This is a genomic window from Phytopseudomonas argentinensis (genome assembly GCF_900113905.1).
GTDB lineage: Bacteria > Pseudomonadota > Gammaproteobacteria > Pseudomonadales > Pseudomonadaceae > Aquipseudomonas > Aquipseudomonas argentinensis.
The window spans coordinates 533947-546051 of record NZ_FORC01000004.1; the positions used below are offsets into that span (position 1 = coordinate 533947).

Genomic DNA, 12105 nt, shown 5'->3' on the forward strand with positions numbered 1-12105 from the left:
AATGGATCTCGACCTGGACAGCCTCAACGCCGAATTCGCCAATCAGCCGCAAAAGCTGATCGAATGGGCGATCGGCCTGGGCAAACCCGCCATCTGCACCACCAACTTCCGCCCCTTCGAAGCGGTGATCCTGCACATGGTCAGCCAGGCCAAGGCCGATATCCCCATCGTATGGATGGACAGCGGCTACAACACCGAGGCTACTTACCGGTTCGCCGATGAAGTCACTCAGCAACTGGGCCTCAACCTGATCACCTACCTGCCCAAGCGCAGCCGTGCCCATCGCGAGGCCATCGATGGCCCGACGCCAGGGCTGGACGACCCACGCCACGCTGCGTTCACCGAAGAAGTGAAACTGGAGCCCTTCGCCCGCGCCCTGCGCGAAACTGCACCGAGTGTCTGGTTCACCGCCCTGCGCGCCACCGACACCGCGGTACGTGCGCAGATGCAGCCGGTGAGCATCAACCCGGACGGCCTGATCAAGGTCGCGCCGCTGCTGCACTGGTCTTCCAAGGATCTGTACCAGTACCTGACCACCCATGGCCTGCCCAACAACTTCGACTACTTCGACCCCACCAAGGGCGAAGATAACCGCGAGTGTGGCCTGCACCTGAGCCACTGATCCGGGCTCGAAAAAAATGGCGCCTCAGGGCGCCATTTTTCGCTTCTGCCGTGCCGCTTAGTGCAGCGGCAGCTTGACGTCCTTGAACAGTTCTTCGAGCTCGACCTTGTTGTGGCACTGCACGGCCTTGGCAAGCACATCACGGGTCAGGTGTGGGGCAAAGGTCTCGATGAAGTCGCACATGAAGCCGCGCAGGAAGGTGCCACGGCGGAAACCGATACGGGTCACGCTGGACTCGAACAGCTCGCTGGCATCGAGCACCACCAGATCCGGATCCAGCTTCGGATTGACCGCCATGCCGGCCACGATGCCGACCCCCAGGCCAAGGCGCACGTAGGTCTTGATCACGTCGGCATCGACGGCGGTGAACACCACCTTGGGCGTCAGGCCACGGTGGCTGAAGGCCTCGTCGAGCTTGGAGCGGCCGGTGAAGCCGAAGGTGTAGGTCACGATTTCGTGTTCGGCCAGGGCTTCGAGGGTCAGCTTCGGCAATTTGCTCAGCGGATGCCCCTGGGGCACGATCACGCAGCGGTTCCAGCGATAGCACGGCATCATCACCAGATCGTTGTACAGCTCCAGGCCTTCGGTGGCGATGGCGAAGTCCACGGTGCCGTCGGCGGCCATTTCGGCGATCTGCGTCGGCGTGCCCTGGTGCATGTGCAGGGCGACTTCCGGGTACTGCTTGATGAAGCTGCTGATCACCGGCGGCAATGCGTAGCGCGCCTGGGTGTGGGTGGTGGCGATAGATAGGGTGCCCTTCTTCTCGTTGGAGAACTCCTGGGCGATCTGCTTGATGCTCTCCACCTTGCGCAGGATTTCCCCGGCGGTGGTGATGATCCGCTCACCTGCCGGGGTCACGCGGGTCAGGTGCTTGCCACTGCGGGCGAATACTTCGACACCCAGCTCGTCCTCGAGCAGGCGAATCTGTTTGCTGATCCCGGGCTGTGAGGTATAGAGGCTCTGCGCCGTGGCGGAAACGTTGAGGTCATGGTGCGCAACTTCCCAGATGTAGCGCAGTTGCTGAAGCTTCATAGAAATCCCTCAAAGCGGAAAGGCCGCCGCCTGATCATCGATCAGCTATATAACCATATTAATGGTTGAAGCGGTATATATAGATTATTTATCTGGGTAGCGCCTGTTAATCATGGCGCGAGCGATGCTGCAGCATGGGCACCAGGTAAACCGGCACATCGCATAGCTGCAGCAATCTGGCAGCGGTGCGCCCCATCGGCACCTCAAGCGCTGCACCATGGCTATGACTGCCTACGACCAGCAAATCCACAGCGAGTTTCTGGGCGTGCTCGAGAATGGAAATCGGCGGATCACCACGCAATACACTGACCGAGCCGATCAGCTCGACATCGTCGTGATTGTCACCCAGCTCATCACGGAACCCCTCGAGCACGCGCAGCTCGATATTGCTCATCACCGTCTCCAGGCCGGTACTGCGCAACTCCTTCAACCGCGCCTCATCCACATAGGTTTGCAGCACCGATTCGGCGAACAGGCCCATGGGTTCCACCACATGCACGACATGCAGGCTGGCCTTGAAACTGCGCGCCATCGCCAGCGCATGTTGCAGTACATAAGGCGCATACAGACCAAGATCGGTGGCATAAAGAATCGAACGAATCATGCGGCCTCCTCGACTGCCGGCACGGCGGGGCCTGGCTTGAGCTTAGCAGCGCCTTTGCAAAGCCACCGTAAAAGGCAAGCCCGTGGCTGGCCTGACAACCGCTCGGTAGGCTTCAAGGCAAGTCCTCAGGCGCTCTGGCAAGCACCTCGGCCAGCGCCTGCTGCAGATCGGCAGCCAGCAGGCGAGCGTGCAGCGCGCCGAAAAAATGGCCATCGCGCACGACGAAAAGTGCCGGCAATCGTGACACTTCGTAGCGCTGTACCAGGCCGAAGTTCTCACCCGCATCGATCCAGGCCAATCGCTCGATCGGCAGTGCCATGTGGGCAAGCTGCTGGCGTGCATAGCGGCAGGCCGAACAGCCCTGGCTGGTGAATATCACCAACGAGGTGCCGCAAAGGCCGAGTAATCGCTGATCGGCATCAAAATCGGTCAATTCCAATTGGGTGGCGACGCTCGGCAAGGAAATATCATTGTGACAGCAACCGGGGCGGTCGTCATGCGTCGTTTTCTTCGTCATAGCAGTAACCTGCCGGTGGAGTTGAGGCTACGTCGCCATTCGCCAGTGCCAACCAGCGCCTGGACGATATCAGCCTGGGGGCGTGACGCGCCATCCAGGTCATGCCCTGCATCAGGGCACGCCGGTAACCCGGCATATACCCCTGCTGGATGAGCAGGCAACAGCCCAGGCCAAGTGGCCTGGTGCGCGCGGCAGTCCGATCACTATCTGCGGCGTCGCGTCCAGCTAGCACCACCCAGCCCTGCGCGCGCAGATAGTCGAGGATATCTGCAATCTCCAGCGCTATGTCCGGCACCGGGAGCAGCAGGCTGGCCAGGCCCTGCCGCTGGACGTCGTGGCGAGGGAATGGCGCGAACAGCGACTGGCCATCTTTAACCCGCCCCCGGCCTAAATATCATTGTCTCGGCAGGCGCTAACGCGATAAGGTTCGGCTTCCCCGCTGTGCCCATACCGCTGTGCCCGCTGCACGGGGATCGCTGGCGGCCGGCTCCCGTGACCCGATGACCCACCCGATGAAAAGCACGATAGCTGAATTACCGATTAACGACCTCAACGTCGCCTCCAACGAAACCCTGATCACCCCCGAACAGATCAAGCTCGAGATTCCGCTGACCGAACGCGCCGAGCGCACCGTGTCGGCTGGCCGGCAGGTGGTGCGCGACATTCTCGATGGCAAGGATCACCGCCTGTTCGTGGTGGTCGGCCCCTGCTCCATCCATGACATCAAGGCGGCCCACGAATACGCCGAGCGCCTGAAAGTGCTTGCCGAAGAAGTCTCCGACACGCTGTACCTGGTCATGCGCGTGTACTTCGAGAAGCCGCGCACCACCGTCGGCTGGAAAGGGCTGATCAACGACCCGTATCTCGACGACTCCTTCAAGATCCAGGATGGCCTGCATATCGGTCGCAAGCTGCTGCTGGATCTCGCGGAAATGGGCCTGCCCACTGCCACCGAAGCGCTGGATCCGATCTCCCCGCAGTACCTGCAGGACCTGATCAGCTGGTCGGCGATCGGCGCACGCACCACCGAATCGCAGACCCACCGGGAAATGGCCTCGGGCCTCTCCTCGGCCGTCGGCTTCAAGAACGGCACCGATGGCGGCCTGACGGTGGCCATCAATGCCCTGCAGTCGGTTTCCAGCCCGCACCGCTTCCTGGGGATCAACCAGCAAGGCGGTGTATCCATCGTCACCACCAAGGGCAATGCCTACGGGCACGTGGTGCTGCGCGGCGGCAACGGCAAGCCGAACTACGATTCGGTCAGCGTGGCCATTTGCGAGCAGGAACTGAAGAAGGCATCGATCAAGCCGAACATCATGGTCGACTGCAGTCACGCCAACTCCAACAAGGACCCGGCGCTGCAACCCCTGGTTATGGACAACGTCGCCAACCAGATTCTCGAAGGCAACCAGTCGATCGTCGGCCTGATGGTCGAGAGCCACCTGGGCTGGGGCAACCAGTCGATTCCCAAGGATCTGCAACAGCTCAAGTACGGTGTATCGATCACCGACGCCTGCATCGACTGGGAAAGCACCGAGAAGACTTTGCGCAGCATGCACGCCAAGCTCAAGGACGTGCTGCCCACGCGCCAGCGCGGTTAACCACCAGCCATGAAAAACGCCGAGCATATGCTCGGCGTTTTTGTTCAGGGCCAGTCGATCAGTCCTGCTCGGCAGGGCCCTCGGTGCGCGCCATATAGCGCTCCACGTAGGAGCAGGAGGCAATCACTGTATAGCCCATGCGATCGGCATACTCGAGGGCCGTCTTGGTCAGGGCCGCCGCGATGCCACGACCACGCAGCGAGTTGGGCACGAAGGTGCGATAGATATCCAGCGTCTGCTTGCCCAGGTCCATATAGGAAAGATAAGCACGATCCCCATCCACTGTGGTCTCGAACTGGTGACCGTCAAGGTCATGATGAATAGACAGTGGCTCGCTCATTACTACTCCTCTGGATGGGCCGGACACGACATCCCCCGACGGGGCCTGCGTACATCCGGTAACAATGCGATATAAAGCCATTCTAGTCGGTAAAGGGCAAGGCAAAATCCGCGCTGCCTGAAATTGCCAATCTGGCGACATGGGTCATACACGCAACTGTGCCCAGGCAGTTGGAAAGGCCGGCCTCGCATACCGGTAATGGCGGGTTAATCTGCAAGAAAAATTCGGAACCCTTGCCCGTCGTCCGTTTACTTACTAGAAGTTACAGGTAGTATGTACGCCGGCCATTTTCCGGGTTCGGGAAAGGGCTTCAATAAGCAAAAAACTGACCCTAAGGGGAACACGATGAACAACGTTCTGAAATTCTCTGCTCTGGCTCTGGCCGCAGTTCTGGCTACCGGTTGCAGCAGCGTCACCAAAGAAACCGAAGCTCGCCTGACTGCAACCGAAGACGCAGCAGCTCGCGCTCAAGCTCGTGCCGACGAAGCCTACCGCAAGGCTGACGAAGCACTGGCTGCCGCTCAGAAGGCTCAGCAAACTGCTGACGAAGCCAACGAGCGCGCTCTGCGTATGCTGGAAAAAGCCAGCCGCAAGTAATAGCCTCCGGGCAATAAAAAAGCCGGCTCCCGAGCCGGCTTTTTTATGTCTGCATGAAGTGCTGCACGGGCGCTCCCCAGAGCGCCGTGCGCCGCCGTCAGAACGCGGGCGACTGGGCCTGGATGACCGCATCACGGGGCGAGGCGATCTCTACCGGCAGACCGTCATGGGCGGCGACCACTTCACGCACCACATCCCAGTCCAGGCTGTCGGCGCTGAGATCATTACGCCGTATCAGGGCATTGACCACCTCGGTGTGGTGATCGACCACCGGGGCGTCCTCCTCGCCCAGCGGCGTATGGGCTTCCAGATACACCTTGCCACCGCTCACGCCGAACTTGTACGGCTCGTTGATGATACGCACCGGTGTGCCGACCGGCACCATGTCGGCCAGCTCGAGCACGTTGTTGTTGAGCATGCGAAAGCAGCCATGGCTCACCCGCATGCCGATGCCGAATTTCTTGTTCGAGCCGTGAATCAGGTAGCCCGGTACCGACAGCGTCATCTTGTAGGGGCCCAGCGGGTTGTCCGGGCCTGGCGGCACGTAACTCGGCAGCGGGTCGCCGTCGGCGGCGTGCTCGTCGCGAATCGACTGCGGCGGGTACCAGCCTGGGTTCGGCGTCTTGGCGGTGATACGTGCCTGGGTTACCGGCGAACTCCAGCCTTCGCGACCGATGCCCAGCGGATAGGTATGGACGACGTTCTCCCCTTTCGGGAAGTAGTACAGCCGGTATTCGGCGAGGTTGATCACGATGCCTTCACGCGGCCCGGGCGGCAGGATGAAGCGCGTCGGCAGCACGATATCGGTGCCCTCGCCCGGCAACCAGGCATCCACACCCGGGTTGGCGGCGACCATTTCCAGATAGCCCAGATCGTTCGCCGTACCGATATCGGCGAAGGTGTCCTCGTAGCGCGCCTTGATCACCTGGATCTCGCCGACGATATCCTCGCCGGGCGGCGGCAGCGGCAATTCCAGTGCGGCGGCGGAGCCTGCCAGACAGACAGCACCCAACGACAGACAGCGGGCAAGAGCTGAAACGCGCGGCGACATGCAGAAAACCCTTGAGGTGGTATGGAGGACTGGAGCTGATTGTATACCGTGGCGACCGTCAGCGCCCCGGCCAGGCGGGGCGATCACCGCGCCGCTGCGCCTCGAGCGTTGCCAGACAGGCGCGGCACAGGCGTCGATCCTGCAGCATGGGCCGCTCCAGATCACGCCACAGCGGCTGTGCGGGCAGCAGGCCTCCGCACAGGGTGCGGTCGGCATGGCCGCCAAGCTCCAGCTGACGAGCGACCAGATGCACCTTCACTTCACGGCAGGCGAACAGGTCCAGCTGCTCGTCCGGCTCGATCAGTTGGTAGGCATACAGAGACCAGACGGGTCGCAACATGGGGGGCTCCAGAACGGGGGCGCCACATTAGCCGAAACACCGTCAGCGGAAAAGCCCGTTACAGCAATGGTTTCAAGGTCGGCCAGACATTCTCGAGCAGCTGCGGCTGGGCCGCCACGGCAGGATGCACGCCGTCATCCTGCATCAGGCTGGTAACGCCGCCCACGCCTTCCAGAAGAAAGGGCACCAGCGGCACATTCTTGTCCGCCGCCACGTCGTCGAACACCTTGGCGAACGCGGTGGTGTACCGCTCGCCGTAATTGGGTGGAATGCGCATGCCCAGCAGCAGCACCTTGGCACCGGCGTCGCGGGAGGCATCGATCATCGACGCAAGATTCTGTTGCAATTGGCCTGGCGGCAAACCACGCAGGCCGTCGTTGCCACCGAGCTCGACGATCACCAGTCGCGGCTTGTGCTCGGCGAGCAGCGCCGGCAGCCGCGCCGCACCGCCAGCACTGGTGTCGCCGCTGATCGAGGCGTTCACCAGCTGATGCTCGAAACCCTCCTGGCGCATGCGCTCGTCGAGCAGATGAACCCAGCCCTGCCGGGTATCCATGCCAAAAGCGGCGCTGATACTATCGCCGACGACCAGCACGGTCCCCGCCTGCGCCATCTGCCCTATCAGCAGCAGGCCCAGAATGGCCCCCTTCACTATCGCACGCATCGGATTCCTCATGAGCTCAAGCATTCTGTCTGCGCAGAACCTTAACAAAGTGGTCTCCAGCGCGGAAGGCGAGTTGACCATCCTGCATGATCTGTCGCTGGAGCTGGAAAAAGGTGGCAGCCTGGCCATCGTCGGCAGCTCGGGATCCGGTAAATCCACCCTACTCGGCCTGTTGGCCGGCCTCGACCTGCCCAGCACCGGGCGCATCCTGCTGGCCGGCAACGACCTGGGCAGCCTGGATGAAGACGCGCGCGCCCGGGTGCGCGCCGAGCACGTGGGCTTCGTGTTCCAGTCGTTCCAGCTGCTCGACAGCCTCAATGCTCTGGAGAACGTCATGCTGCCCCTGGAACTCGAAGGCCGCAGCGATGCCCGCCAGCGTGCCAGCGAACTGCTCGAGCGCGTCGGCCTGGGCGCGCGCCTGAGCCACTCGCCACGCCAGCTTTCCGGTGGCGAACAACAGCGAGTGGCCATCGCCCGGGCCTTTGCCGCGGAGCCCGATGTGCTGTTCGCCGATGAGCCCACCGGCAACTTGGACACCCACACCGGCGAGCGCATCAGTGACCTGTTGTTCGAACTCAACCAGGAACGGGGTACAACCCTGGTGCTGGTCACCCATGACGAGCGCCTTGCCGCGCGCTGCCAGCGCATCATCCGCCTGGAGGCCGGCCACCTGGTGGCGGCGGTGAACGCCTGATGCGCACCCTGCCCTTTTTCGCCCTGCTGTCATTAGCGGGTCGCCAGCTGCTGCGCGATGCGCGCTCCGGCGAGCTGCGCGTGCTGTTCTTCGCCCTACTGATAGCGGTGGCCTCCAGCACCTCCATCGGCTATTTCGGTGCCCGGTTGAACGAGGGCATGAGTTTGCGCGCCACCGAATTTCTTGGCGCCGACCTGATTCTCAGGGGTAGCGCCCCGGCCAGCCCCGAGCAGATCGAGGCCGGCACCGGGCGCGGGCTGCAGCACGCCCAGGTGGTCGAGTTTTCCAGCGTGATCGCCAGTGACGCCGGCATCCAGCTGGCCAGCGTCAAGGCCGCCGGCAACGGCTATCCGCTGCGCGGCCAGCTCAAGAGCGCCGCCGCGCCCTATGCCGAAGAAACCGTCAGCCCAGGGCCAGGGCCTGGCGAGGTGTGGGCGGAATCCCGGCTGCTGGTGGCGCTGGGCCTGAAAACCGGCGACCAGATCGAAGTCGGCGCCAAGAGGCTGCGCCTCACCCGGGTGCTGACCTACCTGCCGGACGAAGCCGGCGACTTCTACAGCCTGACGCCCCACGTGCTGATGCACCTCGACGACCTGCCGGCCACCCGCGTGGTGCAGCCGGGCAGCCGGGTGCGTTACATCGAGCAATGGAACGGTCCCAGCGATGCCCTGGCCAGCTACCGGCAGGCCACCGAACCCGCCCTGGCGGCTCATCAGCGCTTCGATGATGCCCGTGACGGCAGCCGCCGCGTCGGCGGAGCCCTGGATCGCGCCGAGCGCTACCTGAGCCTCGCCAGCCTGGCCGCCGTGCTGCTGGCTGGCGTCGCGGTCGCCCTGTCGGCGGCGCGCTTCGCCAGCCGGCGCTTCGACGCCAGCGCACTGCTGCGCTGCCTGGGCCTTTCGCGGCGCCAGGCGCTAAGCCTGTTCGGCCTGCAACTGGCGATTCTTGGGGTGCTGGCCAGCCTTGTTGGTGCCGTGCTCGGCTGGCTTGCGCAACAGACGCTGTTTCACCTGCTGCAGGGCCTGCTGCCGGCACAGATTCCCCCTGGCGGCGTCTGGCCCGCCTTGGCCGGCATCGCCACCGGGTTGGTAGCGCTGGCCGGCTTCGCACTACCGCCGCTGGCGGCGCTGGGCCGCGTGCCACCGCTGCGCGTGCTGCGCCGCGACATGCTGCCAGTGCCGGCCAGCTCCTGGCTGGTCTACGGCACCGCCCTGCTCGCCCTGGGCCTGATCATGTGGCGCCTGAGCCTGGACTTGGTGCTGACCCTGGCCCTGCTCGGCGGCGGGCTGGTCACCGCCCTGCTGCTGGGGGGCCTGTTACTGCTTGGCCTGCAGAGCCTGCGCCGCCTGCTGGCAGGTGCCACCTTGCCGTGGCGCCTGGGCCTTGGTCAGCTGCTGCGCCGCCCGCTCGCGGCGGCCGGGCAATCCCTGGCCTTCGGCCTGATTCTTCTGGCAATGGCGCTGATCGCCCTGCTGCGCGGCGAGCTGCTGGACAACTGGCAGGAGCAGCTGCCGGCCGATGCGTCCAATCATTTCGCCCTCAACATTCTACCCGCCGAGCGCGCCGCTTTCGCTGAACGCCTGGCGCAGTTGTCCCCCCATCCCGCGCCGCTGTATCCCGTGGTGCCGGGGCGCCTGACCCAGGTCAACGGCGAGCCGGTTCGCCAGTACGTCACCGAGGATTCGCGTGGCGAGCGGGCGGTGCGCCGCGACCTGAGCCTGACCTGGAGCGCCGACCTGCCCGATGGCAACACCCTGACAGCCGGCCAGTGGTGGACGGATGATAAGCAGCATGAACTGCCTGGTGTGTCGGTAGAGGACGAACTGGCGCAAAGCCTGCACCTCAAACTCGGCGACCGCCTGACCTTCAATGTCGGCGGCGTCAATCGCGATGCCGTGGTAACCAACCTGCGCACGGTGGACTGGAACAACTTTCAGCCCAACTTCTTCATGATCTTCGAGCCCGGCACCCTCAAGGACCTGCCGGTCACCTACCTGACCAGTTTCTACCTGCCGCCGCAGCACGAGCAGCAGCTGGTGGAACTGTCCCGCGCCTTCCCTGCGGTGTCGCTGTTGCAGGTCGAGGCGCTGCTCAACCAGCTGCGCAGCATCCTCGCCCAGGTCACCATCGCCATCGAGTTCGTGCTGCTGTTCGTGCTGGCCGCGGGCCTCGCCGTGCTGTTCGCCGGCCTGCAGTCGACGTTGGATGAGCGTATTCACCAAGGCGCCCTGCTGCGCGCCTTGGGCGCCGAACGCAAGCTGCTGGTGCAGGCCAGGCGCGCCGAGTTCGGCCTGCTGGGCGCCGCCAGTGGCCTGCTGGCCGCCTTGGGCTGCGAACTGGTCAGTTTCCTGATCTACCGCTACGCCTTTCAGATGGCATGGCAGCCCCATCCCTGGCTGCTGGTGCTGCCTCTGATCGGCGCGCTGCTGGTCGGCGTTGCCGGCGTGCTGGGTACCCGCCGCGCGCTCAACGCCAGCCCGCTCACCGTTCTGCGTGAGGGTTGATAAACTGCGCGCCCACAATAGACCGAGCCGAGCATGAGCCGATACCGCCCACCCCGCACCGCGGGTACGCCCCTGATCACCCCCCAAGGCGAGGCGCGCCTGCGCGCCGAACTGCACGAGCTCTGGCACGTGCGCCGGCCCGAGGTGACCCGTTCGGTCAGCGAGGCGGCGGCCCAGGGTGATCGCTCGGAGAACGCGGAGTACACCTACGGCAAGAAGATGCTGCGCGAGATCGACAGTCGCGTGCGCTTTCTGACCAAACGCCTGGAAAAGCTCAAGGTGGTCGATACTCGCCCCAGCGATCCAGACAAGGTGTACTTCGGTGCCTGGGTCACGGTGGAAGACGAAGACGGCGTCGAGGCGCGCTATCGCATCGTGGGCCCCGACGAACTCGACCTCAAGCTGAACCTGATCAGCATCGACTCACCCCTGGCCCGCGCCCTTGTCGGCAAGGGCCTGGATGCAGAAGTGCGGGTACAGACGCCAACCGGCGACAAGTACTGGTACATCGTCGCCATCGACTATCCGTAAACAGGGTTCAGCGCAGGGTAATCAGCCCCTGCCGGGCAATGCGCGTCAGCTGGCCAAGCGCTTCGGCACCAGGGCGCTGCAGGACGGCGAAATCGAAGCTGTCATCGGCGAAGCGCTGCAGAGAGTCGCCCTGCTCGGCGAACTGCACGAGAAAGGCGCGTTGCCCCTCACGGCGAGAGGGCCAGCCATCGAGATAGCGCAATAACGTCGGCTGGTGAACGCCACCGAGCAGAATGCGCGGATTGCGGTGAACCAGTCGGCTAGTGATGGGAAGGATACGAAGGTGCGCAGCCTGGGAGCAGGTCATGGTGTTTGTCTCCGCCTCGGAAATCCCGCTGGGCAGCGGTGAGAGGCAACACCGAACCAGCGCTTTAGCGGAATTTCGGGACTCGCTGAAGAATCCCTGAGGCGCCCCGCAAGTAGCTGTCTAAATCGGCGCAGATGACAATCCTAGAGAGTCGCCGATCAGCCTGTCAATAACCAGGAAAGCCCGCATGGGCGGGCTTTCGCAAGCGATGCAGCGCTTAGCCGGCGATGCGCTTGTCCAGCGATAGCCGCCCGGCACCCTCGATCAACAGGGCCAGCGTGGCGGCCAGCAGCGCCAGGGCGAACTCGTAGCCGTTGTCGGCCATGAAAAAGCCGTTACCGATATGCACCGAGAAGATCGCCACCAGCATGGTCACCGCCAACAGTGCTGCGGCAGGGCGCACCAGCAGACCGATGACCAGCGCCAGGCCGCCGAAGAATTCCGCGCTGCCGGCCATCAACGCCATCAGGTAGCCGGGCGCCAGACCGATGCTCTCCATCCACTGGGCCACGCCAGCCAGCCCGTAGCCGCCGAACCAGCCGAACAGTTTCTGCGAGCCGTGGGCCGCGAAGGTGATGCCGACCAGCACCCGCAGAACGGTCAGGCCAAAGCCGGCGCGCGTGGTTGCCAGGGATTTGATGAATGCGTTCATGGAGCGTTTCCTTTACCGGATGAGTGAGATGGCGCCATATTAATTTGAT

General features: G+C 63.7%; 15 protein-coding genes. 6 read left to right on the plus strand and 9 right to left on the minus strand.

The genetic code is table 11. The annotated features are described in order from the left end of the window. Position 1 precedes the first annotated feature (1 nt). Positions 2–622 (plus strand): phosphoadenosine phosphosulfate reductase domain-containing protein, encoded by a 621-nt coding sequence (locus BM154_RS20285; RefSeq protein ID WP_074888506.1) that lies wholly within the window; start codon positions 2–4, stop codon positions 620–622. A gap of 57 nt (positions 623–679) precedes the next feature. On the opposite strand, the gene cysB is transcribed toward BM154_RS20285, so the two are convergent. The 3 genes from cysB to BM154_RS20300 all read right to left on the minus strand — a co-directional run bounded on the left by cysB (position 680) and on the right by BM154_RS20300 (position 2775). Further along, positions 680–1654: an HTH-type transcriptional regulator CysB gene (cysB, locus tag BM154_RS20290; RefSeq protein WP_074888509.1), complete on the minus strand. Its 975-nt coding sequence runs from the start codon at positions 1652–1654 to the stop codon at positions 680–682. A 106-nt stretch (positions 1655–1760) separates the two neighbouring features. Continuing rightward, entirely contained in the window at positions 1761–2258 is a 498-nt protein-coding gene (locus tag BM154_RS20295; protein ID WP_074888512.1) for a universal stress protein, read from the minus strand. Between the two features lie 112 nt (positions 2259–2370). Beyond that, entirely contained in the window at positions 2371–2775 is a 405-nt protein-coding gene (locus BM154_RS20300; protein WP_074888515.1) for a thioredoxin family protein, read from the minus strand. Positions 2776–3299: 524 nt separating this feature from the next. Here BM154_RS20300 and BM154_RS20305 point away from each other — a divergent pair. Continuing rightward, on the plus strand, positions 3300–4376 hold the full coding sequence (locus BM154_RS20305) for a 3-deoxy-7-phosphoheptulonate synthase (protein WP_074888782.1): 1077 nt from the start codon (positions 3300–3302) through the stop codon (positions 4374–4376). Between the two features lie 58 nt (positions 4377–4434). On the opposite strand, the gene BM154_RS20310 is transcribed toward BM154_RS20305, so the two are convergent. Next, positions 4435–4716 (minus strand): GNAT family N-acetyltransferase, encoded by a 282-nt coding sequence (locus BM154_RS20310; protein WP_074888519.1) that lies wholly within the window; start codon positions 4714–4716, stop codon positions 4435–4437. A gap of 345 nt (positions 4717–5061) precedes the next feature. On the opposite strand from BM154_RS20310, the gene oprI reads away from it, so the two are divergent. Beyond that, positions 5062–5313, plus strand: coding sequence for an outer membrane lipoprotei OprI (oprI, locus tag BM154_RS20315; protein WP_013791646.1), 252 nt, complete (start codon positions 5062–5064; stop codon positions 5311–5313). 97 nt (positions 5314–5410) lie between these two features. Here the strand turns inward: oprI and BM154_RS20320 are convergent, their stop codons facing one another. The 3 genes from BM154_RS20320 to BM154_RS20330 are packed head-to-tail and all read right to left on the minus strand — an operon-like array spanning position 5411 to position 7368. Further along, a complete protein-coding gene (locus BM154_RS20320) occupies positions 5411–6364 on the minus strand; it encodes a L,D-transpeptidase family protein (RefSeq protein WP_074888522.1) in 954 nt (317 codons plus the stop codon). A 58-nt stretch (positions 6365–6422) separates the two neighbouring features. Next, positions 6423–6704 (minus strand): hypothetical protein, encoded by a 282-nt coding sequence (locus BM154_RS20325; protein ID WP_074888525.1) that lies wholly within the window; start codon positions 6702–6704, stop codon positions 6423–6425. Between the two features lie 58 nt (positions 6705–6762). Beyond that, the gene (locus BM154_RS20330) at positions 6763–7368 is read right to left on the minus strand and encodes an arylesterase (protein ID WP_074888528.1); all 606 of its coding nucleotides are present in this window, start codon (positions 7366–7368) and stop codon (positions 6763–6765) included. 10 nt (positions 7369–7378) lie between these two features. Between BM154_RS20330 and BM154_RS20335 the strand changes: the two genes are divergently transcribed. From BM154_RS20335 to greB, 3 genes are read left to right on the plus strand one after another with little or no spacing between them, the layout of a single operon-like run. Then, on the plus strand, positions 7379–8062 hold the full coding sequence (locus BM154_RS20335; protein ID WP_074888531.1) for an ABC transporter ATP-binding protein: 684 nt from the start codon (positions 7379–7381) through the stop codon (positions 8060–8062). Then, positions 8062–10566, plus strand: a complete 2505-nt coding sequence (locus tag BM154_RS20340) for an ABC transporter permease (protein WP_074888534.1) — start codon at positions 8062–8064, stop codon at positions 10564–10566. The genes BM154_RS20335 and BM154_RS20340 overlap by 1 nt, the downstream gene beginning before the upstream one ends. A gap of 33 nt (positions 10567–10599) precedes the next feature. Further along, positions 10600–11097 carry a transcription elongation factor GreB gene (greB, locus tag BM154_RS20345; RefSeq protein WP_074888537.1) on the plus strand — a complete coding sequence of 166 codons (498 nt, stop codon included), beginning with the start codon at positions 10600–10602 and terminating at the stop codon, positions 11095–11097. A 7-nt stretch (positions 11098–11104) separates the two neighbouring features. On the opposite strand, the gene BM154_RS20350 is transcribed toward greB, so the two are convergent. Next, positions 11105–11404, minus strand: coding sequence for a hypothetical protein (locus BM154_RS20350; protein ID WP_074888540.1), 300 nt, complete (start codon positions 11402–11404; stop codon positions 11105–11107). Positions 11405–11621: 217 nt separating this feature from the next. Next, the gene (locus BM154_RS20355; RefSeq protein ID WP_074888543.1) at positions 11622–12056 is read right to left on the minus strand and encodes a DoxX family protein; all 435 of its coding nucleotides are present in this window, start codon (positions 12054–12056) and stop codon (positions 11622–11624) included. Positions 12057–12105 lie beyond the last annotated feature (49 nt).